The organism is Salinibacterium sp. UTAS2018 (genome assembly GCF_004118935.1).
Lineage (GTDB): Bacteria > Actinomycetota > Actinomycetes > Actinomycetales > Microbacteriaceae > Rhodoglobus.
Window position 1 is genome coordinate 1,890,838 of the sequence record NZ_CP035375.1, and the last position, 23,580, is coordinate 1,914,417.

At 61.7% G+C, this 23,580-nt stretch carries 26 protein-coding genes; 3 read left to right on the top strand and 23 right to left on the bottom strand.

Annotation, left to right across the window (positions count from 1 at the left end; translation table 11 throughout):
- Positions 1-30: 30 nt before the first annotated feature.
- The 8 genes from ESZ53_RS08935 to ESZ53_RS08970 form a co-directional block, all read right to left on the bottom strand.
- Positions 31-1,182, bottom strand: coding sequence for a DegT/DnrJ/EryC1/StrS aminotransferase family protein (locus ESZ53_RS08935; RefSeq protein WP_246837272.1), 1,152 nt, complete (start codon positions 1,180-1,182; stop codon positions 31-33).
- The gene (locus tag ESZ53_RS08940; RefSeq protein WP_246837273.1) at positions 1,179-3,026 is read right to left on the bottom strand and encodes a nucleoside-diphosphate sugar epimerase/dehydratase; all 1,848 of its coding nucleotides are present in this window, start codon (positions 3,024-3,026) and stop codon (positions 1,179-1,181) included. The genes ESZ53_RS08935 and ESZ53_RS08940 overlap by 4 nt, the downstream gene beginning before the upstream one ends.
- Positions 3,027-3,275: 249 nt before the next feature.
- Entirely contained in the window at positions 3,276-4,292 is a 1,017-nt protein-coding gene (locus ESZ53_RS08945) for an LCP family protein (RefSeq protein WP_129072507.1), read from the bottom strand.
- An 82-nt stretch (positions 4,293-4,374) separates the two neighbouring features.
- Positions 4,375-5,232 (bottom strand): prenyltransferase, encoded by an 858-nt coding sequence (locus ESZ53_RS08950; protein WP_129072508.1) that lies wholly within the window; start codon positions 5,230-5,232, stop codon positions 4,375-4,377.
- Positions 5,225-5,536, bottom strand: coding sequence for a lycopene cyclase domain-containing protein (locus ESZ53_RS08955; protein WP_129072509.1), 312 nt, complete (start codon positions 5,534-5,536; stop codon positions 5,225-5,227). Before ESZ53_RS08955 ends, ESZ53_RS08950 begins: the two co-directional genes overlap by 8 nt.
- Positions 5,533-5,865: a lycopene cyclase domain-containing protein gene (locus ESZ53_RS08960; RefSeq protein WP_129072510.1), complete on the bottom strand. Its 333-nt coding sequence runs from the start codon at positions 5,863-5,865 to the stop codon at positions 5,533-5,535. The genes ESZ53_RS08955 and ESZ53_RS08960 overlap by 4 nt, the downstream gene beginning before the upstream one ends.
- Before the next feature lie 2 nt (positions 5,866-5,867).
- A complete protein-coding gene (gene crtI, locus ESZ53_RS08965; RefSeq protein WP_129072511.1) occupies positions 5,868-7,457 on the bottom strand; it encodes a phytoene desaturase family protein in 1,590 nt (529 codons plus the stop codon).
- Positions 7,454-8,320 (bottom strand): squalene/phytoene synthase family protein, encoded by an 867-nt coding sequence (locus ESZ53_RS08970; RefSeq protein WP_129072512.1) that lies wholly within the window; start codon positions 8,318-8,320, stop codon positions 7,454-7,456. Before ESZ53_RS08970 ends, crtI begins: the two co-directional genes overlap by 4 nt.
- A 106-nt stretch (positions 8,321-8,426) precedes the next feature.
- Here ESZ53_RS08970 and idi point away from each other — a divergent pair, with 106 nt between their 5' ends.
- A complete protein-coding gene (gene idi / locus ESZ53_RS08975) occupies positions 8,427-8,966 on the top strand; it encodes an isopentenyl-diphosphate Delta-isomerase (protein WP_129072513.1) in 540 nt (179 codons plus the stop codon).
- 47 nt (positions 8,967-9,013) lie between these two features.
- On the opposite strand, the gene ESZ53_RS08980 is transcribed toward idi, so the two are convergent.
- The 4 genes from ESZ53_RS08980 to ESZ53_RS08995 all read right to left on the bottom strand — a co-directional run bounded on the left by ESZ53_RS08980 (position 9,014) and on the right by ESZ53_RS08995 (position 11,446).
- The gene (locus tag ESZ53_RS08980) at positions 9,014-9,682 is read right to left on the bottom strand and encodes a hypothetical protein (RefSeq protein WP_129072514.1); all 669 of its coding nucleotides are present in this window, start codon (positions 9,680-9,682) and stop codon (positions 9,014-9,016) included.
- Positions 9,683-9,770: 88 nt separating this feature from the next.
- Positions 9,771-10,376 (bottom strand): dCTP deaminase, encoded by a 606-nt coding sequence (gene dcd / locus ESZ53_RS08985; RefSeq protein ID WP_129072515.1) that lies wholly within the window; start codon positions 10,374-10,376, stop codon positions 9,771-9,773.
- 65 nt (positions 10,377-10,441) lie between these two features.
- Positions 10,442-10,885 carry a riboflavin kinase gene (locus ESZ53_RS08990; protein ID WP_129072516.1) on the bottom strand — a complete coding sequence of 148 codons (444 nt, stop codon included), beginning with the start codon at positions 10,883-10,885 and terminating at the stop codon, positions 10,442-10,444.
- Between the two features lie 66 nt (positions 10,886-10,951).
- Positions 10,952-11,446: a flavin reductase family protein gene (locus tag ESZ53_RS08995; RefSeq protein WP_129072517.1), complete on the bottom strand. Its 495-nt coding sequence runs from the start codon at positions 11,444-11,446 to the stop codon at positions 10,952-10,954.
- A 141-nt stretch (positions 11,447-11,587) separates the two neighbouring features.
- Here ESZ53_RS08995 and ESZ53_RS09000 point away from each other — a divergent pair, with 141 nt between their 5' ends.
- On the top strand, positions 11,588-12,187 hold the full coding sequence (locus ESZ53_RS09000) for a PadR family transcriptional regulator (protein WP_129072518.1): 600 nt from the start codon (positions 11,588-11,590) through the stop codon (positions 12,185-12,187).
- Here ESZ53_RS09000 and ESZ53_RS09005 read toward each other — a convergent pair.
- From ESZ53_RS09005 to ESZ53_RS09045, 9 genes are all read right to left on the bottom strand, one after another.
- Positions 12,184-13,551, bottom strand: a complete 1,368-nt coding sequence (locus tag ESZ53_RS09005) for an NtaA/DmoA family FMN-dependent monooxygenase (protein ID WP_129072519.1) — start codon at positions 13,549-13,551, stop codon at positions 12,184-12,186. The two genes, ESZ53_RS09000 and ESZ53_RS09005, sit on opposite strands and share 4 nt — an antisense overlap.
- A gap of 82 nt (positions 13,552-13,633) precedes the next feature.
- Positions 13,634-14,491 carry an ABC transporter permease gene (locus ESZ53_RS09010; protein ID WP_129072520.1) on the bottom strand — a complete coding sequence of 286 codons (858 nt, stop codon included), beginning with the start codon at positions 14,489-14,491 and terminating at the stop codon, positions 13,634-13,636.
- 22 nt (positions 14,492-14,513) lie between these two features.
- Positions 14,514-15,314, bottom strand: coding sequence for an ABC transporter ATP-binding protein (locus ESZ53_RS09015; protein ID WP_129072521.1), 801 nt, complete (start codon positions 15,312-15,314; stop codon positions 14,514-14,516).
- A gap of 73 nt (positions 15,315-15,387) precedes the next feature.
- Positions 15,388-16,491: an ABC transporter substrate-binding protein gene (locus tag ESZ53_RS09020; RefSeq protein ID WP_129072522.1), complete on the bottom strand. Its 1,104-nt coding sequence runs from the start codon at positions 16,489-16,491 to the stop codon at positions 15,388-15,390.
- Between the two features lie 213 nt (positions 16,492-16,704).
- Entirely contained in the window at positions 16,705-17,358 is a 654-nt protein-coding gene (locus ESZ53_RS09025; protein ID WP_129072523.1) for a hypothetical protein, read from the bottom strand.
- 114 nt (positions 17,359-17,472) lie between these two features.
- Entirely contained in the window at positions 17,473-18,138 is a 666-nt protein-coding gene (locus tag ESZ53_RS09030) for a hypothetical protein (RefSeq protein WP_129072524.1), read from the bottom strand.
- A gap of 75 nt (positions 18,139-18,213) precedes the next feature.
- On the bottom strand, positions 18,214-18,891 hold the full coding sequence (locus ESZ53_RS09035; RefSeq protein WP_129072525.1) for a hypothetical protein: 678 nt from the start codon (positions 18,889-18,891) through the stop codon (positions 18,214-18,216).
- 56 nt (positions 18,892-18,947) lie between these two features.
- On the bottom strand, positions 18,948-19,796 hold the full coding sequence (locus ESZ53_RS09040) for a Crp/Fnr family transcriptional regulator (RefSeq protein WP_231595118.1): 849 nt from the start codon (positions 19,794-19,796) through the stop codon (positions 18,948-18,950).
- On the bottom strand, positions 19,753-20,502 hold the full coding sequence (locus ESZ53_RS09045; RefSeq protein WP_129072526.1) for a flavodoxin family protein: 750 nt from the start codon (positions 20,500-20,502) through the stop codon (positions 19,753-19,755). Before ESZ53_RS09045 ends, ESZ53_RS09040 begins: the two co-directional genes overlap by 44 nt.
- A gap of 118 nt (positions 20,503-20,620) precedes the next feature.
- Here ESZ53_RS09045 and ESZ53_RS09050 point away from each other — a divergent pair, with 118 nt between their 5' ends.
- Positions 20,621-22,078, top strand: a complete 1,458-nt coding sequence (locus ESZ53_RS09050; RefSeq protein ID WP_129072527.1) for an NAD(P)/FAD-dependent oxidoreductase — start codon at positions 20,621-20,623, stop codon at positions 22,076-22,078.
- Positions 22,079-22,101: 23 nt separating this feature from the next.
- On the opposite strand, the gene ESZ53_RS09055 is transcribed toward ESZ53_RS09050, so the two are convergent.
- Together ESZ53_RS09055 and ESZ53_RS09060 are read right to left on the bottom strand one after the other, a co-directional pair.
- Positions 22,102-22,746 (bottom strand): CDP-alcohol phosphatidyltransferase family protein, encoded by a 645-nt coding sequence (locus ESZ53_RS09055; RefSeq protein WP_129072528.1) that lies wholly within the window; start codon positions 22,744-22,746, stop codon positions 22,102-22,104.
- Positions 22,747-22,748: 2 nt separating this feature from the next.
- Positions 22,749-23,555 carry a TVP38/TMEM64 family protein gene (locus ESZ53_RS09060; protein WP_129072529.1) on the bottom strand — a complete coding sequence of 269 codons (807 nt, stop codon included), beginning with the start codon at positions 23,553-23,555 and terminating at the stop codon, positions 22,749-22,751.
- Between the last annotated feature and the right edge of the window lie 25 nt (positions 23,556-23,580).

A 23,580-nucleotide genomic window follows, 5' to 3' on the forward strand; every position in this document is an offset into this window, starting at 1 on the left:
ACGCTGTGAACGGCCTCCAGAAAAAGACCTTCAACTGGCGACCCTCAAAGCCACTTTGCCCAGGTAAACGACGATCGCCTTTTTGATTCGTTCGACTTCGTCGACGCTGAGCGCAGAACCGCTCGGCAACGTGAGGCCGTGTCTGAAGAGAGACTGCGAGCTTCCGTTCACCGCACGTCTAGATTCGGCGAAGATCGGCTGCAAGTGCATGGGCTTCCAGAGCGGTCGGCTTTCGATGTTGTCTTTCAGGAGAGCAGCGCTCAAATCGGCCGCCGACCATCCCGTGAGGCTCTCGTCAACAACGATCGAGGTTAACCAGAAGTTGTCTTCTTCGTCGTTCGCGCCGCCAAAAATCTCGACTCCTTCGATCTGAGAAAAAAGCTCTCGGTACCGCTCGCGCATCGTGCGCCGGCGTGCGATCATCTCGTCGAGACGAGTGAGTTGAGCCCGCCCGAGCGCTGCGAGCAAATTACTGAGCCGGTAGTTATAGCCAATGTCCGTGTGCTCGTAATGAGCGACGGGCTGCCGAGCTTGGGTAGCGAGGTAGCGGGCTCGCTGCGCGAGCTCGGCGTCATCGGTGAGCAGCATTCCGCCACCAGACGTCGTCATGATCTTGTTTCCGTTGAACGAAACTATCGATGCTCGCCCGAACGAACCGGCCGGCTTTCCTCTATGAGTCGCGCCCAACGACTCCGCGGCGTCAGCGACAACAGGGATGCCATACTCGTCCGCAATTGCGCAGATCTCGGTGTAATTCACCGCCTTGCCCAGAAGGTCGACCGCAACAATCGCGGCCACAGCCTCACCATCACGAGTGAGTTGTTCGAGCGTTTTCCGCAGCAATGCAGGATCCATATTGCCGGTGTCGATCTCGCAATCGATAAAGAAGGGCTGAGCGCCTGTGTAGACAATCGCATTGGCCGTGGCAGCGAATGTCATCGTAGAAGTCAGGACGAGGTCGCCGGGTTTCACCCCAACACCAAGCAAGGCCAGATGCAGCGCGGCCGTACCCGAACTCAACGCCACCGCGTGCTCGACTCCGACACGTGCGGCTAGCTCGCTCTCGAAAGCATCGACGTCGGGGCCTAGCGGCGCAATCCAGCCCGAGCGCATCGCAGCCACGACGTATTGTTCCTCGAGTTCGCCCACATCGGGAGACGACATATGAATTCTGCTGCTCACGCAATCTCCTTGGCTACCGCGAAAGGCACGCCAGCCTTCCCGTTCTCGAATTTCTCCACGCCACAGCGCACGATCCACTGATCGAAATCGAGATCGGCGGGGTCGAGTTCGCTCACCCGCGAGTGCGAGATCTTGGGGTGAACTCGACGGTCATCTGACTCGTTGGTTCCCACCAAAATCTCGTGCAGCTTCTCGCCCGCGCGCAAGCCGGTATAGACAATCTCGATGTCTTTGCCCGACATCTCGATCATGCGCTCGGCAACCTCGCGAATCTTCACCGGCTCCCCCATGTCGAGAATCAGCACCTCGGCGCCCTCGCCAATACCGCCGGCCTGCACCACTAGCTGGCACGCCTCCGGAATGGTCATGAAGTACCGAGTGACATCGGGATGCGTAACCGTGAGCGGCCCGCCCGCTTCGATCAGTGCCGTAAATGTGGGCAGCATCGAACCGCGACTGCCGATCACGTTGCCAAAGCGGACCGAAAGATACTTCTTGCCCGTCTCTTTCGCTGCCCAGGCGGTGAGCTTTTCAGCGATGCGCTTTGAGTGCCCCAGAACGCTCGTGGGGTTCGCAGCCTTGTCGGTAGAGATGTTCACGAACGTGGTGACCCCCACCGAGCGCGCCGCGCTCAGCACATTGAGCGTGCCCAGAACATTCGACTTCCACGCCTCCATCGGATACTGCTCTAACATCGGCAGGTGCTTGAGCGCCGCCGCGTGGAACACCACCTGGGGGCGTCGTTCATCAAAAACTGACTGCAGTGCATCCGCATCTCGAATGCTCGCCAACACCACATCCTTAGTGTCTAGGAGGCCGTGCCCCAGAATCGAAAGCTGCGTCGACTGCAGACCCGTCTCGTCGTGATCGACCATGATCAACTCGGCGGGACTAAAGCGAGAAATCTGACGGCACAGCTCTGAGCCGATCGACCCTCCCGCGCCCGTCACCAAGACGCGCGCACCCGTCAAATAACCAGCGATCGACCCGACGTCAGTATCGACAGGATGCCGGCCGATGAGATCTTCAATCGAGATGTCTCTCAAGTCACGCAGTTGAGTTCGCCCGGCCAGCACTTCGACCAACGAAGGTAAGACCATTACACGCAGCCCTGCCGCTGCCGCTGCGTCGCTGACTCGCGTTAATAACTCGGCGTCAGCCCGCGCTACGGCTATAACAAGCACTGTCGCCCCAGTATCGGCGGCAACTCGAGCCAACTCAGCGCCCGTACCCGCAACACGAATTCCGTGATGCCAAGCGAAGCGGCGTGACGGCGCATCGTCGATCATCGCAACAGGCCTATACGGCGACGCGCTGTCGGTGACCATGCGGCGAATAGTCACTGCGCCTAAGTAACCCGCACCATAAATCAACGCGGGCTCTGCATCTGAAGGCGGTGCCATCGAGCGCTCCACCAAAAGTCGCTTGAGATAGCGTGCTGAGCCCATCAACACGAAAGCAACCGGAATCGCGATGAACATCGTGCTGCGCGGAATCATCCACTCCGTGCCCCACAAGACAACCGGAAGACCGAAGGACAACCCAACGATGAGCACCACACCCAGCAGCGCGCGGACTTCGGCAAAGCTCCCATAGGGATGGCGCCCACGGTAGAGGAAGAGCACCCAGCCAACAAGAAATTGCGCACTCCACGTGACAAAGATTAAGGAGAGCAGAGGCAGCCACGTGATGCGGGTCACATCGAAGTCGTAACGCAGCACTACAGCTGCCAGAATTGCGCAGAACCACGCGAACGCATCCACGAGGTACTGCGTCGTGATGCGTGCGACTGCGCCACGCCGATAAACGGCGGTGAGGAACCGGTCGAGCGTGTCAGCTAACACACGGCGCCTCGCTGGAGAGATGTCGACTGCGGCGCGGCTTCACCTGTAACTGCAAGCGGCTCGAAAACAGCGGGCCGCACTTTGACCCACGAGCTATAGGAAATGCCTTTTTTCACGTTAGATCCTCGGAACGATAGTCGCCGGCCTGAGGTTTGTCGACCGGCACATTCGCAAGCAGTTTTCACGAACAATAAACTCTGCTCAATTACTCACTTTAGCTCCGCGCAGACAACCGTGTCTACTTAGGGGCTACTCAGGCGGGGGAACGTACTCGCCGAGAAGATCGTTCTTGAAGGCCTGCTGAATCTTGGGTACTTCATCCCAGTTGACGTTGACGACCGACTGGTCGCCCTGAGTGCCCGTGCCGAGCGTGGGCATCGTGAAGAAGTTGACGTCGCTCACTCGAACCTCATTCAGCTCGAACCCCAACGATGCGGCGTAGCGAGAATCGAACTCGTTATCGACGGCAACATACGGCGCCAACGCGCTCACCAGGTTGCTGATCTTGGCCGGGCTCGTGAGAGTGTCTTTGCTCAGCACCTTGGCCAATACCGCTTTGATGAACAGCTGCTGGTTGGCTACCCGGGTGTAATCGCCGTCGACGAACGAGTAGCGCTCGCGCACGAACGGCAACGCCTGCTCACCGTTGAGCTCGATCTCGCCTTGGGCGTAAGAGTTATTGCCGGTGGTGAACGCGGTCGGATTGTTGATCGTCACGCCGCCCAGCGCATCCGTGACTCCCTTGAATCCCTCAAAGTCGACCATCATGACGTGATCGATGCGCGAGTCGATGATGCCCTCGATGGTTTGCACAGCGAGCGGAACGCCGCCGTACGACATCGCCGCGTTCAACTTGGCAGAACCGTGGCCCGGGATCTCGACCCAGAAGTCGCGCATGAGCGACATCACTTGAACACTCTCGCGGTCCGCTGGAATGTGCACGATCATCATGGTGTCTGACCGCGTGCCCTCGGTGTCAGAGAGGTCGTTGCCGATCGATCCACGAGTATCAGACCCCAGTAGAAGAATATTTTGGGCGGCCGAGTTGCCATCGACAGGCTCTGCCGCCGGCGGACGCAAAGACTCCTCAGGAAACGCCTGTTCGATCTTGTCGACGTTGTCGATCGTCGAGGAGAGCGACAGAACGAAGGCACCGGCGGCAGCGACTATGAGCACCAGGATCGACACCAGCGCGATTGCAGCAATGCGCACACGACGCCATCGCGTTGAGGGAGCACGCCCGTGACGCACTTCAGATTCAGTCATAGGCGCTATTCAATCAGAAGAATAGTGAGGAATTGCCTCACATTGCTGCGGTCGTTTCTGCGCCGGCGCCAGATGCGCTCTTCTAGCGGATGAACACCCACCAGATGAGCAGCATCGTCACGAAGAATCCCGTGACGAAGTTGAGGGCCAGAAAGTTCTTCCAGCCACGGTTTGCCGACTCGGCGGTGGCATCCGTGATGTTCCAGAAGGGCGCACACATCGCCGCATAGGGCAGCACAAGAATGGCGGCGAGCGGGCCCGGCCAGTCAGAGAACAGCAGCAGGATGCCGCCAGCAAGGTACGCCACAACGGCGAAGCGGGTGGTTGCTCGCGCCCCAATCACCGTGGCGATGGACGAAATGTCTGCGGCGCGATCGGCCACCACATCTTGCACAGCACCAAAAGCTTGCGACGCCACGCCCCACAAGAAGAACGCGCCAAGGATGGCCCAGAGCTGCGGCGTAAACACAGCGCCCACAAGCACAAGCGCGTAGATCGCGGGTGACACGAAGTGGGTGCTCGAGGTGACGGAGTCGAGGAAGGGGCGCTCCTTGAAGCGCAGGCCCTTGGCCGAATAGGCCACGACGGCGAACATGCTGATTGCCAGCACCAGCCACGAGAGGGGGTTGCCGACGATCACGAGATAGATCAGGAACGGGATAGTCGTGACGGCGGAGGCGATGAGCGTTGGCCGGTGCATCCGCGGAGCAAGAAGGGCACCCTCGACCCCACCCTTGCGCGGGTTGCGCAGGTCAGACTCGTAGTCGAAAACATCGTTGATGCCATACATCGCCAAGTTATACGGCACGAGAAAGAAGACCGTGCCGATCACAAACGTGAGGTCGATCACGCCGGCGGTCAAGTAATACGCCGCCGCAAAAGGGAAGGCTGTATTGACCCAGCTGAGGGGGCGCGAGGAGAGGAAGAGATCCTTAAGCATTGGTGTCCTTTCGACGTGACCCCAGCAGCGACCACAGGCACGGCAGCGCCACGACGGCCGCGACCGCGTAGGCGAAGTCTTCCAAGGGGGCGACGCCGATGAAGGCGCCGCTGATGGCATCCGCACTGTACCCAACGAGTCCAACCGAGATCATCACGTTGTCGAACACCGCCGTCATCACCAGCAGAATAGCCATCGTGATTGCAATAGGCCGCCACTGCGGCGAGCGCTGGCGCACCATGACAGCAATCACGAGCGCCACGACAAGGGCAAGGAAAACGGCATTGAGGAGCCAGTACGTCATGCGGCACCCGCCTTCGCTGTCGACGAGCGCTCACGACTGAGCGCGCCGTAGACATTCATCGTCAGGTAGCAGAGCAGCGTGAGAAAGAAGACTTCTTCGAGCGGAACCTCGGGGGCCACCAGCAGCCCCGTCATGAACTCGGTTTCACCGCGAAAGAAGATACCAAGGCCGACGCCGAACAGATCCCAGACGAGGAAGAACAGCACCCCGACAGGCAACACGATGCGCGCCCGGCGAGCATCCCGCCAAAAAAACAGCCCAAACCGACGATCGAGCACCACCATGCCGGTGAGCGAAATCAGCAGTGCAAGAAGGTAGAGAACGATCATTGCTAGCCCTGCGGCGAGCGAACGACCGACGGCGTCAGCGGCTCAGCGAGTGGCCCGGCAGAGGTGTCGCCGCGCAGGCGCTTCACGAGCACTTCGGCGCTGATCAAGCACATCGGCAAACCGATACCCGGGATCGTCGACCCACCCACGTAGTACAGACCCTTGACCTTCTTGCTCACGTTGCCCGCGCGGAAGAACGCGCTCTGCTTCAGCGTGTGAGCCGGGCCCAGGGCGGTACCGCGCCAGGCGTTCAGGTCGTCAGCGAAGTCACCGGGAGCAAGAGTGCGGCGCACGGTGATGCGTTCGGCGAGGTCGGGTACACCCGTCCACTCGCTGATCTGGGCGATGACCTTGTCGGCAAGCTTCTCGATGCGGGGATCGCTCTCGCCGGCGGTGTCACCGTCAATGTGGCCGTGGCCGATCGACGGGTCGGCCGGAATCGGTACCAGCACGAACACGTTCTCGTGCCCCTCAGGAGCAACATTCGGGTCAACACCACTCGGCTTGCAGATGTAGAGCGATGCGGGCTCGGGCACGCTCGGCTCCTTGCCAAAGATTGCTTCGAAGCCCTCTTGCCAATCCTTCATGAACAACAGTGTGTGGTGCTCGAGCTCGGGCAGTTCACCCTTGACGCCCAGGTACAACAGCAGCGCGCTGGGGCCAGGAATCTTCTTCGCCCAATACGAGGCCGGGTACGTCTGCTCGCTCGGGGCCAACATCGTGGTCTCGGTGTGGTGGAGATCGGCGGCGGAAACAACGGTGTCAGCATTCAGCGTGTGCTTCGTGCCCGCGGCATCCGTGTATTCAACACCTCGCGCCACGCCCGCCACGGTCACGATGCGAGTGACCTTCGAGCTGGTGCGGATGTCGACGCCAGCCGAGCGCGCAACGTCGGCGATGCTTTCGATCACCCGGGTGAACCCGCCCATGGGGTAGAGCACGCCATCCGAAAGATCGAGGTGGCTCATGAGGTGGTACATGCTCGGAGTGAGATACGGCGATGAGCCCAGGAAGACGGCGGGGTAACCGAGAACCTTGCGCAGGCGATCGTCTTTGACGGTGCGTGCCACGAGCTTCGACAGCGGCTCAATGAGCAACCGGATGAAGCGGGCCGCCTTAGCGAGCACCTCTTTCGTTGCACTCGTGCGCAGGTCGGCAAAGCTCGTGTAGAGAAAGTACTTCTTGGCGAGCTCGTACGTTTCTTGAGCCGACACCAAGTACTGGCGCATGCGAGCGCCCGAACCGGGCTCGATGCTCTCGAACAACGCGAGGTTCTCTTCGAGCTCGGTCGAGATGTCGAGCGCCTCTTTCTCGCCCTCGAAATACACCCGGTAACCGGGGTCAAGGGTTACCAGCGAAAGCTGCTCATCAGCGCTCGTGCCCATGAGCTTGTAGAAGTGGTCAAACACCTCGGGCATCAAGTACCACGACGGGCCCGTGTCGAAACGGAACCCCTCGTGCTCCCACGAACCAGCGCGGCCGCCCACCTCGGGAAGACCCTCTAACAGAGTGACCGAATGGCCCTCTTTTGCGAGCAGTGCTGCACTCGCCAGACCGGCAATACCGCCACCAATTACAACAACATCACTCATGGTCGAGGGGTCACTCCCATCGCGGCCGCCGCAGCCAACCGCACTTTAACAACATCTGGAACACGCACCCGGGTCTTCACCAATTGGCTGGCCGGAGTAGCCCGGATGCGCTTGGAGAGCTGGGCAAACAGGGAATGGGCGAGCGCAACCGCTTTGCGGCTACTCGCCGGCAGCTCGGCACCGATGGCGGCATCCCGCAGATCGGCGTCGAGGTCGTCAAGAAGACGAATCTTCTCGGCCTCGGTGAACGTCGCAACATCGATACCGGGAAAGTAGCTACGGCCGAGCGTTTCAAAGTCGTCGGCGAGGTCACGCAAAAAGTTGACCTTCTGAAAAGCTGCACCGAGGGCGCGAGCGCCGTGCACGAACTTGGCGCGCTGTTCATCACTGACCTCGTGGCCGTGCAAGAAAGCACACAGGCACATGAGCCCCACCACCTCGGCAGAGCCGTACACATAGCGGTCGAAGCTCTCTTGGTCGTGCTCTTTCTCGCTGAGATCCATGCGCATCGACTCAAAGAAGGGGGCGGTGAGTTCTGCACCGAACGACACCTCCCGAGCGGTGAGCGCGAAAGCATGAACGATGAGGTTCGAACTGAAACCCACCTCCATGGCCAGTTCGGTCTCGCGCTCAAGTTCGTTCAGCTGACGAGTGACAGCAAGCAGGTCGAGACCGGCCTCTTCGGCACCGCCATCGACGATCTCGTCGGCGACCCGAACGAGCGCATAAATGTTCTCAACGTGCTGACGGATGTCTTTGCCGAGCAGGCGGGATGCCGCCGAAAATGATGTGGAGTAGCTGCGGATTACGATACTGGCCGCGTCTTCGGCGACCCGGTCGTAGAGCGTGAGACGAGCACTCACGCGCGCCAGCTCCCCGCGGGCTCAATCGCATTGGTTAGGCTGGGTGAGAGCCGACACATCAGGTGCGGCAATTCGTTTCGTTCCACCTAGGCAGACTATCGCGATCATGAGTGAAATCCCTGAGCAGGTTGTACTTCTCTCCGATACCGGCGAGCACATTGGCGTTGCCGACAAAGCTCTCGTACACACGACAGACACGGCGCTGCACCTCGCGTTCTCGTGCCACGTGTACAACGCCGAGGGCAAAGTGCTGGTCACGCGTCGCGCGCTCTCCAAACTCACCTGGCCTGGCGTCTGGACGAACTCGTTCTGCGGGCATCCGGCCCCCGGCGAAGACATGGCAGCGGCGATCATCCGCCGCGCTCAGCATGAACTGGGAATCACCATCAGCGACGTACAACTCGTGCTGCCCGACTTTCGCTACCGCGCCGTCGACTCCTCCGGCATCGTCGAGAACGAGATCTGCCCTGTTTACCGCGCAGTGACGACGGATGCCGCAGCCCCGAACCCCGACGAAGTTGACGAATTCGACTGGGTTGACCCCCAAGCGCTGCACGCCGCCGTGGCCGGAACCCCGTTCGCGTTTAGCCCGTGGCTCGGCTGGCAGTTGGAGCAGCTGGAACAGCTGGAACAGCTCGCCGACTAGAGCACCTAGCCGGCTCACGCAGTTCGCCGGCTCAAGCAGCTCGCGAGCTAGTAGCCGCGCGTGGGGTTGAGCGTGCGAACTTCGTCGAGCATGGCGTTGAGTACCCGCAGGCTGTCTTCGGGCTCGGTCAACTCGGCGAAGAGCCACAGGTCATTGACTACAGCGATGGTCGGGTAGTCGTAGCCGTCTGACGTCTCTTCTTGCAGCACGTACGTTTCTACGTCGCCATTCGGCGTGCTTTCGTAACCTGCTACGTCAATCTGAGCCTCGAGTGCCGCGATATCGAGGCTCGAGGTGTCGGCGACCATGATCGTGAAGAACGAGTGAAAATCGTCGGAGAAACCCCAGATGCACTCGTTGCGCTGCGCGACGGCATCGAGAAGCGGGTCGAAGCCCTGTGCGTACAGAGCCCACGGCACTTCTTCTGGCCCCTCGTCGCCCTCGGTGGGGAGTAGTTCACCGTCGGCGCCGAGGTATTCCAACGCGATGCTCTCGGGCAGCATCTGCTCGCAGGTGGGAATCACCAGCGGCTCAGCAGCCGGGGCCGCAGTGGTGACACCAGGAGTGGTGGTCGGCTCGCTCGTAGCGTTGCCACCCTCGACCGGCGTCGTGCACCCCGCCAACGACAGAGCAATGAGAGCCGCGGATGCTGCAGTGAGAATTCCCCGTGCCGAACGTCGTGCGGCACGCGATTCTGTAACCCCGAAAGTGTTCATAAGGATGACATTAGGCGAGGGTGAGAATTAAACAACTATTGATCGTGAGATCGTGATCCAACGTTCATTCTTGCCCTTCGGCCGGCGACTATCCCCCGAGCGAACCAGCGTCATTCGCGCGCACGTCAGTGCGGTGAAAGTTCTGAAAACTGCGGCTCGCTGTGGGGCCACGCTGGCCCTGGTAACGCGAGCCATACTGGCCCGAGCCATAGGGCGATTCCACCGGCGAGGTGGTCTTGATGAAGCAGAGTTGCCCAATCTTCATGCCGGGCCAGAGCTTGATCGGCAGCGTGGCGACGTTGCTGAGCTCGAGAGTGACGTGACCCGAGAAGCCGGGGTCAACGAAGCCGGCCGTGGAGTGCGTGAGCAAACCGAGGCGCCCCAGCGAGCTCTTGCCCTCGAGTCGCGCCGCCACGTCGTTGGGCAGAGTCACGAGCTCGAAGGTGGAACCGAGCACGAACTCGCCGGGGTGAAGGATGAACGGCTGGTCGGCATCCACCTCCATGAGGTGAGTGAGGTCGGGCTGATCGACCGCCGGGTCGATGAAGGGGTACTTGTGGTTATCGAAGAGACGGAAGAAGCGGTCGAGCCGCACGTCAACACTCGAGGGTTGCACCATGTCGAGATCGAGCGGGTCGAGGCCGATACGGCCAGTGGAGAGTTCGGCCCGGATGTCGCGATCGCTGAGAAGCATGCGCTAAGACTAACGAAACAGCGGCCCCGAAATGCTCAGATGAGCAAATTGGGGAGCCGCGCTAGTTACGGGAGCTGGGCGGGACCAGCCAGAGCGATGCGCGAGGCCGCGACATCCGCCGCCGTCTTCTCAATGAGCGCGTCGAGGCTCTCGTAACGGAACATTCCGCGCAACCACGCGTGCACCGTGAATTCGACCTCGGCGCCGTACAGGTCGCCATCGAAATCGTGGATGAACGCTTCGACGCGACGCTCGGTTACGTCGTCGAAGGTGGGGTTGTCACCGATGCTGATCGTGGCACCGTGCCGCTCGGTGGCGGGCGGAAAAGTGACCCAGCAGGCGTAGACGCCATCGACCGGAAGCGCGTGGGAGCCGGCATGCTCAGCGCGCTCAGGGTGCTCAGCCTGCTCAGCGACCGCAATGTTCGCGGTCGGAAAGCCGAGCTCGCGGCCACGCTTGTCGCCGTGAACAACGGTGCCGCGAAAACTCAGCGTCGGTGGATGCTCCATTACGCCAACCCTAGCGGCGAGCCCGCGAGCGGGCGTCGAGTAGAGCGCAGCGAGCACTCTGCCGACCTACAGCCCGCGGAACTGGCTGAGGTGGAAGACAAGAGGAGTGACCTCGGGGAAGGCCTCGGAGTGGGTGACCTCGAGGGTCACGATCTCGTGGTCACCGCCATCGAAGCTGTTGCGAATCTCGCACTCCAGCCACAGAGCCGCACCATCCATGTGGATAGCCCCGCCCTCGGTGGCCCGCCAGTCAATGCCCGCGAAGCGATCGCCCGTGCGGGAGGCGAGGCTGCGCGCAGTCTGCTCTTGATCGGCGCCGAGAACACTCAGCCCGATGCGGGTTGCCCGAGCGAGTACTGGCCAGGTAGTGGAGGTGCGCGCGGGGCAGACGGCGACCAGGGGCGGATCGAGCGACACCGAGGTGAACGAGTTCACGGCGATGCCGGTGGGCACACCATCGACGACAGCGGCGAGCGCCACGACACCGGTGGGAAAGAGGGAGAGTGCTCGACGAAGAGCAACCTGTGGAGAAACTTCTTCCGCAGTGGTCTTGTGGGACATGGGCGGACTCCTTTATTCGTGATGTTCAACCAGCTACTGCTAGTCAAGTTTGAACATGTGACTACATGTTAGTCATTTTTGATCATGTAAACAAATGACTTTCATCCCTGCCAACGGAAGCCGTGCCCTACGATTGGGGGCATGTCGACTACAACTCGCTTGGTCGTGCTGGGAGCTGTGAATCAGTTTCAGCCAGTTCACGGCTACTTTCTCCGCCGCGAACTCATGACCTGGCACATCGACGAGTGGGCCAACATTCAGCCCGGATCGATCTACAACGCCCTTCGCTCGCTCAAGAACGATGGCTACCTCGCCGAGAACGGCACCGAATCTGCCGGTAACCGCCCCGAGCGCACCACCTACAGCGTGACCGAAGCCGGCGAAGTTGAACTGCTCCGGATGCTGCGCGACACCCTCTGGACCGTCGAAGTTTTCGACACCAAACCCGTCATGGTCCTGACCTCGTTCATGTACGCCCTGCAGCGCGAAGAAGTGCTCGCCGGGCTCGAACATCGCGTCACCGAAATCGACGCCCGCATTGCCAGCAATACGTACCACATTGGTGATGTCGCAGCCTCGGCATCGACCCCCGCCTACGTGCGCGAGATCTTCGAACTCGCGACCGCACGCCTGCGCGGCGAGCAGCAGTGGGCTCGAGACGTGATCGGTCGCATCCGTGCCGGCGACTACGTCTTTGCCGGTGAAAATGGCGACCGCCCCGCTCGAGCCACTACGAGCTAGCTCGTCGCTTCGACCGCGGCAGTGGCGCGGTACGCCGCTCCCGGGTGGTCATCGCGCAAGATCGAGTCGTCGGTTCCGAGCAGGCGCTCACGCAGCGTCGGGGCGTCATAGCCTTCGCCCGCCACTCCGCGTTCGCGCAGAATCGGCAGCACCTTCTCGATGAACTCGACCGTCGAGCTGGGCTGAATCATCGGCGTCAGCAAGAAGCCGTCGAGGTCAGCGCCCTCAGCGAGAGCGATCATTTCGTCCGCGATCTGCTCCGCGGTGCCCACGAAGGGCTTGCTGCGCACGCCGTTGCCGGCCCACTGCTTGAGAACGTCGCCCACGGTCTGGTCGCCGAAGCGAGTGACCTGGGTTTGCGAGAGCTCGGTGTGCAGCTCCTTCATCGGCGTCGCCGGGTCGAAGGACGAGAGATCGAGGCCCGTGAACCACGCGTAGGAGGCGACAGCAACGTCGGGGCTCTCGGCATCCAGCACCGTTTGCAGCTTGGCCTTGGCTTCGTCTTCGGTGTCGCCGATCACGCACGTGAAGGCCGACATGATCTTGACCGAATCGGCAGCGCGACCGTTCTTGACGGCTTCTTCACGAATGGATGCCACCTGCTCGGCGACCTTCTCGACAGCGCCGCCGCCGAGGAAGACGGCCTCGCCGTGCTTGCCGCCGAACTCGCGACCGCGCGGAGACGTGCCTGCCTGGAAGAGCACCGGGGTGCCCTGCGGCGAGTACGAGGAGTTTCCGTAACCGTGCGACTTAAAGTACGGGCCGTCGTGCTCGATGCGGTGCACCTTGGCGGGGTCGGCGAAGCGACCATTCTTGTCGCGCTCGAGCGCGTCACGCTCCCAGGCGCCCTCCCACAGCTTGTAGACGACCTCCATGAAGTCATCGGCCATGTCGTAGCGCTCATCGTGCGCCACCATCGGAACCCCGAACGCCTGCGATGCCGTCTCGGCGGTACCCGTCGTCACAACGTTCCAACCAATGCGACCGCCCGAGAGGTGGTCGAGGCTCGCAATGCGACGAGCAAAGGCGTAGGGCTGTTCAAGAAGAGTGGATCCCGTGAGCACGAGTCCGAGGTTCGTGGTCGTCGAGATGAGGGCAGCAGCCAGAATCGCGGGGTCGAGGCGCGGCAGGTCGAGGCCCTCGACCGAGCAGATCTCGGGACGCTCGCCGTTGACGTCGGCCCAGCCCCAGGCATCCGCCAAGAACATGAAGTCGAAGCCGGCCTCTTCGCAGATGGTCGTGATTTCACGCCAGTAGTCGAGGCGATCGAACATGTCGCGCTTGTTGTCGGGGTGACGCCACGTGGACGTTCCCGAGTCGTTGGCCTGGGGGTTTTCGAATAGACCGAAGCGAAGCTTCTTCATGGTGAAACCTTTCGTGGTGGGGAGAAAGTCTGGGGCGGAAGAGGGCAGAGTGGTGGCGGGAAAAGGTGCCGAAGGTGGGAATTTAGCGGCCCACGGCGGCTCCATCGCTCCACCAGAGCACTCGCTTGCGAACGAGAGCGAGGAGAGAAATCAGGATGACTCCCATGAGGCAGAGCAGCGCGATGCTGGCCCAGGTCACGGGCAGGTTTGCTTGCGCGGCAGCGATGGTCACGAGGGATCCGAGCCCGGCCTGCTGACCGGCCGCAACGAACTCGGCAACGGCCGCACCGACGATTGCGAGCGGAAGCGCAATGCGCAACCCCGCGAAGACGTAGGGCATCGAACCGGTGAAACGCAGGTCGCGAAAGATCTCCCAGCGGCTGGCATGCAGTGTCTTCATCACATCGAGAGCACGGTCATCCACATCTCGCAGCCCGGCGAGCGAGTTGACGAGCATGGGGAAGAACACGACCAGCGCGGTCACGATGAACTTCGGGGTCATGCCGAAACCGAAGGCCACAACGAGCGCGGGGGCAATTGCCACAATCGGCGTGACCATCACGACCACGACGAGCGGCATGACGGCGCGCTCCATGACCTGGAACTCGGCCATGATGATTGCCAGAATGAACCCGGCGATGATGCCTGAACTGGCACCCACGGCAACCTCAAGACCCGTCACGAGCATGTTGGCCCAGTACGTGTCGGCGTCTTTGATGAGGCTCATCCAGACCTGGTCGATCGTGGGAATCACGTACGGATTCGCGATCGCCGTGATCTGCCAGAGCGCGGCCGCGATCACGAAAGTGATGACGGCGGGAGCCCAATTGGTCCAGCGCAGGTTCTGCTTGAACTTGGCGGTAGCGAGCGGCGAGATGCGGCGGCCCGTTGCACTCGTCGCGGCCTGAACCGCGAGAGTCGACGTATCGGTTGCTGACATGCTGTCCTCGTTCTTGCGTGACTTAGGCACTCTTTTGTCCCATCACTTCGCGCAGTGTTTCGCGTACGTGGCCTTCGAGGTGGCGAAACTCCTCGGTCTCGTACACGTCGATCGTGCGGGGGCGGGGCAAGTGAACATCGATGATTTCGGCGATGTGACCGGGGTGGGCCCCCATCACCACAATGCGGTCAGAGAGCATGATCGCCTCGGGCACCGAGTGAGTCACAAACATGACGGCCTTGCGGTTGGACTGCCAGAAATCGAGCAAGCCAAGTCGCTGAGCGTCACGGTTCATCTCGTCGAGCGCCGAGAAGGGCTCATCCATGAGCAGCACGCTCGGGTCGAACACGAAAGCGCGGGCAATAGCGACGCGCTGCTGCATTCCGCCGGAGAGCTGGCCAGGGTACTTGTCGAGCGCGGCGCCCAATCCGAAGGACTCCAAAATCTCGCGGGGGTCACGCAGGTTGCGGTTCGCGTTCGCTTTCGGATTCACCGTCATCGGCAGGCGCACATTGTCGAGCACGGTGCGCCACGGGAGCAGCGCCGGAGACTGAGGAACAAGACCAATCATCTTGTTCTTCGTGGCAGCTTTCACCGTCATCCCGTCGACCATGACCGTGCCGCTATCGGCATCGATGAGGCCGGCAACAGTTTTGAGCAGGGTCGACTTTCCGCAGCCACTCGGGCCAATCACGGAAACGAACTCGCCCATCTTGATCGAGAGGCTCACATGGTTGAGCACGAGCGTGCGCGCCCCCTCGGGGCCGAAGCTCTTGGAGACGTTCTCAATATGAACGCCGGCGTGTGGCTGTGCGGTTTCCACAGTTACTCCCTGGATTGTGATGCCGGATGCCGCACCGGGTGGGGTGGTGCGGCATCCGAGTGGGGTGGTCGGGTTAGTTTCCCGGCCAAATCAGTTCGCCGTCTGCATAGAGATCGGCGACAAGCGTTTCATCCATCATGTCGGTGATGGCAGGCAGGGTGTCGACGTTGCCGAACTGCTCGACGAGTTTGTACTCGGCCTCCCAGTCAGCGGCAGTTTGGGTTCCGGGGAGCCCACTGTTGCTGTCCTTGACCCACTGCGACTCCACGTTCCAGGTGCGCTCGAGCTGATCGCGCGGGAAGGCGGAACCTTGACCGTTGTCTTCGGCGAGCTGCGCGATCATGTCGATGCATTCGTCGGAGCTGTCGAGGCAGAACTGCAGGGCGTGGAGTGAGGCGCGCATAAAGTCAGCGGCGACTTCACGGTTGTCGGCGAGGAACTCGGAGTTAACCTCCATGACGTTATACGTGCCCTCAACACCAACGTCAGAGGGGAAGAACTCGCTGAACGGTAGGCCCTGAGCGCGAAGGTTCTCGGGCTGGTTCGAGGCGTAGCCGACGATCGCGTCAACCTGGCCGCGAGTAACCACGGTGGGGTCGTAGTTGGTCATCTTGATCAGTTCGACCTTGCTGACATCGACGTCAGCGGCATCCAGCATGGCGGAGGCAATCGGAGTGAGGTTGATGAAGTAACCGAGCGAACCACCTTCGAGGTCCTTGAGGCTCTTAATCTTCTCGTTGGCGAAGATCGAGAACGGCGGGGTGTTGCCGTAGGTCGCGACCGCGGTGAGGTTCTTGCTGTTCGCCGCGGCGAGCATGACATCGGATGCCGAACCAAGGGCTGTGAATTCGGCCTGGCCTGACGAGACGAGCTGTTGCCCGTTCGCGCCGGACGCGTTGATCTCTACGTCGAGGCACAGGTCCTTGAAGTAGCCGAGCTCTTCGGCGAGGAAGACATCGAGTTGGCCGGCGCTGGCCGAGTAGCCGTAGCCGGAGATATAGGTGATAGTGCCGACCGCGGCGTTGCGGTCGCAGGCTTCCTGAGAGATCAGGAGGTCACCGGCGTCGGGCGTGGATTCTTCTGCTGGTGCTGTGCAGGCGGAGAGCGTGAGTGCTGTTACCAAGAGCGATGCGATGCCGAGGCCTCGCAGTTTCTTGGAATCAAGAGTTGTGTTCACTTGGATCCAGGTTCCTTCCTAGGCCTTATCCGTCATTGGATGGCTAGACAAAACGTACATGATCAAGATTGACTGTGCAAACTTGATTTACGGTCGCTTTGGTTGCCACCCCACATCGGCCATCCGCGGTTATTCATGCGCTGCGGGTAGACGGATCGTGCGCCCGGGAGCGCATGAGTGGTTGCTACTGACGTTAGCGGAGGAAGGCCGGCGTCAGTAGGCGCGCGTGGGATTCGCTACGCGAATCTGCTCGAGGGCAGCATCCGCAAGCTGCGTAGACAGCCGGTCATTATTGGCGGTGCCGTGAATCCACACGTCGTCGACGAAATAGTGAGTGTCATAGATGTCGTTCAACCCACTCAAAGTCAACACGTTCAATACAGTCACGCTCCCTAACACTGTCTCTACTGCCCCTTCGTCGAGCAGGGCGGAAGCTAGCGTCGCGCGGTGGGTGGAGTCAATATCGATGACCGCGAGCCCAAAGAACCCATCGCCGCGGGGCACTCCCCACCAGCAGTCCTTCGCGACCGATGCATTCGAGATCGCAGCAGCCTCTTCGGGCATAGACCACTCGTTCACGTCCACAAAATCCTCCTCCGCTAAAAGGACCGTGGATTCAGAGAAGGAGCTCTTAGCGACCTCGAGGGGCACCATCGTCGAGCACTCGGGAATCACGAGCGGCTCCACAACGGGAGTTGGTTCAGCGGTGGGTTCGCTCGGCTCGCTTGACGGCGCCAGTGACGGTTCCGTCGCGCTGTCTATCGCGGCATCCGTCTCAGACTGCACGCAGCCGGTCAACGCCAGCACGATCAGGGCAGCGGATGCCGCCGCGATCGAAACGTGGACAGGTCGTAGTTGCTCATTCATGGGGCTCTCCTCGCATCCGTCGTTATGCCAGAAGGGTAGACCCACCTGTCTGCCAGTTACAGGGTTGTGGCCAAAATGTGAGAGTTGCTACGAAATGGTCTAGTCGAGCGTCGGTCAGTAGGTGCGCGTGGGGTTGGCGAGGCGCACCTGATCAAGCATGGCCATCGCGACCGGGGTGGTGAGGTCAACTGAGGGCCCGGTTACGAGAATCCAGAGGTCCCCGGTGAGCACGTGGGTGGTCGCCGTCGTTCCGACTTCGTTCTCGGAGGTGAACTCGAGCGTGGCGATGTTGTTGTCAGTCGCCCCCTGATATCCGGCGGAAACCAGAGCGTCTGTCAGCGCTGTGATGTCGGCTTCAGAAATGTCACCAAGGGAAGCGGAGAAGACCCCGTCGGAATTCGGCACGCCCCAGATGCAGTTCTTCGCGATGCTGGCATCCGACTTCGCCGCGGCAATCTCGGGGATCTCTTCACCCGTAATCGCCAGAGAGTCTTGCTCGTCTAGCTTTTCGGTGCTCGTCGAGAAGAAGCTCTTCGCGTCGGTCAACGGCAACAACGTGTCGCAGCCAGGGATGATCAGCGGGTCCGGCGTGGGCAGCGGCGTAGAGCTCGGCGACGCGGTCGCTGACGGCGCACTCGTCGTGGGTATCGCTGTTTTAGTGGCGGTCGGCACGCAGCCAGCGAGGGCGATGCTCAGCATCATGACGGATGCCGCCACCGCCGAGATGCGTCCCCGAGTCGCTGCAGCATTGCCCGAGCAACCTTCGCGTTCACTGTTCATGACTGAAGAGTAACCCCGTATTGCTCCCGCAGGAAGGAAGCACCTCTGACTCCCGCGAGCACCGCTCTCAGTGTCCTAATACTCGCGGGTCGGGTTGGCGGCACGAACCTGTTCGAGAGCAGCATTTGCCACGGGGACCGAGACGCTAAACCGCGTACCCCCGGCATAAACCCAGAGATCATCGATGAGGTAGTGAGTGCGTCCGCTGGGCGCTATTGGGCCCTCTGCCTCGAGCATTAGCGATGTTGCTCCTCGGCTCTCGAAGCTGAAATAGCCCTCGCCAATCAGGGCGGCTGTCAGCAAGTCGGCGTCTGCTGGCGTCACGTCGGCTACGGTGAGCCCGAAGATCGCACCCGAGTTGGGGATGCCCCAGAGGCATGTGCGCCCCATCGTCGCGTTTGCGCCGAGAGTGTCTATAGCCGCGATCGGCTCTGAGGTGTAGTGACCAACATCGGTCGCATCTCCCTCAAAATACAGCTCTGTGTTGTCGCCCCACAGAGCCCGCGCATCAGCGATCGGGTACAGGGCGTCACACTCCGGAATGGTGAGCGCCTCAGCTTCTGGTTCCGGAGCAGACGTCGGCTCCGGCTCGGACGTCGCTGCCGGCTCCGATGGCAGCGGGGCTCCCCCATCAGGAGTCGCAGGGGTGCAGCCGCCGAGCGTCAACGCCACCAGAACGGTGCCGGCAATCGCGACCGAGCGACGAATGGGTGAACTAGCCACCCCTTTCTTGGGGCTCTGTAAGGCATCCATGCCTGCACGGTAGACCCATCGCTCTACTGCGCACGAGAGTAGTTACTACTCTCCCGCTAGCTGGACTGGCGAGCTAGCTGACCCAGAGCATCCGCATCGAGAATGACAACGCGAGCGCGTCCCTGTCGAATGATGCCGCGGCTGGCCAGCTCAGACATGGTTTTGCTTGTCGATTCGCGGGTGGCGCCAAGCAGCCCGGCGAGCTGGTCGTGGCTCAGGCGGATGGTCGGATGCGTGAAGCGCGGAGTGCGCGCCGATTCCGCCAGGCGAAGCAGAGTGCTGCACACCCGCGACTGCAGCGGCCGCAGCGCGAGATCGGTGAGCCGCTCTTCGAGGCGAACCACTTGCTCGCCCAGGTGGCGCGAAATACGAATCGCGATGCGCGGATCCGCAATGAGGTAGCGCTCCACATCTGCCGTGTTCATGAGGCAGATTTCTACGTCATCAATCGCTTCGGCGTAGTTGTCGTACATGCGCTGGCCGACCATCATCATTTCGCCGAAGACTGCTCCCGGTTCGAGGATCGCCATCGTGAGCGCTTTGCCGTCTTCGGTCACCCGAAAGATGCGGATGCGGCCCTTCTTCAAAATGAAAAGTGCGGTCACCGGCTGACTCTGGCTGAACACCATTTCACCGAGCGAGTACGAGCGGGAAGGCGCCATGCGATCCATCGCTTCGATCTCGTCAGGAGACAAGTCGGAGAAGAGATCAACCTCGCTCAGGCAACTAAAGGAACCGTTGTCGATCGGCATCAGAGGTTCATGGTCCCTTCGCTGCGGCGACCACGGACGATCGCTCGCCAGCGGTGCTGACGCGATTTGCGCGCCGCACGAGACCATCGTTACACGATCAGGCTGGTGATCAGCGGTACTCGGGGTTGGCGTCGAAGCCGAAGCGTTCGCCATCGTTCCACTCTTTTCGCGAGTTACCATAGGCCGGCACACCGCCGGCATTCTTGAGAATCGACGCCAGATGCATGAGGTTCCACGACATGAAGGTCGTGTTGCGGTTGGTGAAGTCGTTCTCCGGGCCGCCCGAACCCTCGTCTAGGTAGCTGGGGCCGGGGCCGATCTCGCCGAGCCAGCCGGCATCCGCTGCGGGTGGGATGACGTAGCCAATGTGCTGGAGGCTGTACAGCAGCGACATGGCGGAGTGCTTCACGCCATCCTCGTTACCGGTGAAGAGTGCGCCGCCGACCTTGCCGTAAAACACGTACTGGCCCTTGTCGTTGAACTCGCCACTCATTGCGTAGAGACGCTCGATGAGCATCCGCGTCACTGACGAGTTATCGCCGAGCCAGATCGGTCCGCCGATGACGAGGATGTCGGCCGCTTCGATGAGGGGCCAGACTTCGTCCATCCAAGCATCCTTCTCCCAGCCGTGCTCGCGCATGTCGGGGTAGACGCCGATCGCGATGTCGTGGTCGACAAATCGCAGGCTGTCGACGTGCACTCCGGCGCTGCGCATGAGGTCGATGCTCTTATCCATGAGCCCCTGCGTGTGGCTCATCTCGGGGCTCTTCTTCAACGTGCAGTTGATGAAGACAGCCTTGAGACCGTCGTAGCGAGGAGCCTCAGCGGCAGTGGACTGTGCAGAAGTTTCGGTAGCCATATGCCGAGACTACGCCCGGGGTATCCCTCGGAACTGTGATCTAGCGTACGGTTCGCTGAACAGCACGCTGCTAGAAAGTAGGAGGGCAATTGCCCCCTTGGTTCAGGAAAGAGATCGCATGTCCCCGCAGCACAGCACGCCCACCCACTGGGACCTCATTGTCATCGGTTCGGGGAGCGCAGGCATCGTCGCCGCTAAAACTGCGGGTCGCTTCGGCGCGCGAGTGCTGCTCGTGGAACGTCACCGCCTCGGTGGAGACTGCCTCTGGACCGGCTGCGTTCCGTCGAAGTCTCTTATCGCGGCCGCCCATGCTGCGCATGTCGCGCGCAGCTCTGAGCGATTCGGAGTCACAACCGACAATGTCACAGTCGACTTTGCCCGCGTGATGGGCCATGTGCAGAGCGCCGTCGCCACGATCGAACCCCACGACTCTGCCGAGGCGTTCGCCGAATTTGGCATCGAAGTCGCCCACGGCACTGCTCAATTCACTGGCCGTCATGCTCTCGAGATCGACGGTGTTCCGCACACGTTCGCGCAGGCCGTGATCGCGACCGGCACCGTGCCGCGCGTTCCGACCTTCACCGGCACTGACAGCATCCAAATGCTCACGAGCGACAGCATGTGGGAACTCGACGAACTCCCCGCGCGCCTTGTCGTACTGGGCGGCGGCGCGATCGGCAGCGAACTCGGCCAAGCGATGGCCCGCCTCGGATCTGACGTCACCATCGTCAACCGCAGCGCCCGCATTCTGCCCGCTGAAGAAGAGCGTGCGAGCGCCGTGCTGCAGGCGACGTTCGACCGCGACGGCATCACTGTGCTGCACGGCCGCAGTGCCGTTGAAGTCGTCTCGAGCGATGGCCTCAGTGGCGAAGTTGTTCTTGATGACGGCAGCCGTGTTCCCTTCGATCGCGTGCTCGCCGCGATCGGTCGCACCCCCAACCTCGGCACTCTCTCCCCCGAAACCGCTGGCGTTGCCCTCACCGAACAGGGCTACGTTGACGTGGATGCCTCGCTGCGCACCGCAAATAAGCACATCTGGTCGGCCGGTGACGTTGCCGGGCTGCCGAAGTTCAGCCACATCGCGGGCGTCAGCGGCGGCATTGCCGGCACCAACGCCATCTTGGGACTGCGCCGCAAGTTCAACGAGGCCGTCGTGCCTCGGGTGACCTTCACCTCCCCCGAAATCGCCGCCGTTGGCCTCACTGCCTCGGATGCTGTCGACGGCAAGCACCGCGTCTTCACCGGCGAGCACAGCGCCACCGATCGCGCCATCGCTGAGGGCGAAGAAGATGGATTTGCCCAGATCGTCGTCAGCTCAAGCGGCCGCGTTCTCGGCGGAACCATCGTCGGCCCGCGCGCCGGGGAAAGCCTGGGCGAACTGACCGTTGCCGTGAGCGCCAAGCTCTCGACCAGTACTCTGGCCGGAGCCACTCACGCCTACCCGACCTTTAGCGATGCGCTCTGGACCGCTGCGATCGCCGACGTGCAATACCGGTTGAAGAGCGGAATCGTGGCGTCGGCCATCCAACTGCTCGTGCGGGTGCGCCGCGCGATTGTGGGCAAGCCGCGCGACTAGAAGGTAGCGGTTCGCGGATCGCGCTAGCGCAGCAGGCGGTAGCCGACGATCATGCGCTGGGCGGCGCTGACCAGTACGACGATGCTCCAGACGATCGCGATCTGCCACGCGAAGAACGGCAGCACAAGCCACAGGGTGTGAACGAACACCGTCTCGCCACCCTCGGCGATACGACCGAGGAAGAACAGTGAACGGTTGTCGTCATCCGAGAGCGTGCGGCCCGTGCGTTCGGCGATCGACGAGAACGCCAGAAACGCGGCCCCGTTGATGTAATAGGCAAACAAGACGACCAAGAACGGCCACCACGGCGCAGCGAATGCAGTCGTGGCACCGATCGCGACTCCCACGACAGTCGCGCCATAAACCACAAAGTCGGCGACGATATCGAGAAAGCCGCCCGCTTCGCTCGCGGTGGCCGAACGAGGGGCGGATGCCGCAACAAGCCGGCGCCGAGCCAGCGTTCCGTCGAGCCCGTCGAGCACTCGCGAGAGCAGCCATGCGACCGCCGCCAGAGCCCAGAGCTGGGTGGCGGCGAGCGCCGCACTGCTCAGCCCGATAACGAGCCCGGCCACCGTGAGCCGGTCAGGCGTGATCCAGGGCACGTCGAGAGCCGAAGCCAGGGCGTTCAGAGGCTTGCTGACTGCTCGACGCAGCTGGACATCCAGCATCGTTAGATTTTCTCCGCGGTGATGTCGCCAGCGCTGTCGCCGCTAGCAGTGTCGCCAGCAGCAGCGCTGTCGCCACCGACAGCGTCGCCAGCGGCGCCGTCGGCGGAAGCGGTATCGGCATCCGGGGCAAGCGCTGAGGTCTCCCCTGCAGCCGCCGCAGCAGCAGCATCCTTCTTGCGAATACGGCCAGCGACGACGCCACCGCCAATGGTCAGCAAGGCGAGCGCGCCGAGGGCAATGTAGAAACCACCGTTGAGCTCGGCGCCGTAGGCACCGACGGCCACGAACGCCATCGTGCCGGGGATGATTCCTATGGTGGTGCCGATCATGTAATCGCGCACGCGCACGGCGGTGAGGCCCGCGGCGTAGTTGATGACGGTGAAGGGAACGAGCGGAATGAGGCGCAGGACGATCATCGAGAGCAACCCGCGCTTCTGCAGCATGTCATCGACGGCGCGCACCCGCCCACCGGTGTACTGCTCCACGGCGTCGCGGCCGAGCATCCGACCGATCCAGAACGACGCGGCCGCTCCCGCAACGGCGCCGACGAGAACCAGTAGCGTGCCGATCCAGAGTCCCCAGGCAAGGCCCGCGGCGATACTGATCACAGCCTTGGGTGCCGGTGTGAGCGTGAGGATCGCGTAGGCGAGGATGAAAATTCCCACGCCGAGCAGCCCGGTGCTTTCGGCCCACGCCTGAATCTCTTCGACCGACGGGACGTCAATCGTGAACGCCACAACGACGATCGCGATAAGGAAGACGACGAACGCGCCAGCTTTCCACAGGGCAGAGGCGCGTTTCTTGTTCATGCGGCCAATGCTATGTCGCAGCTAT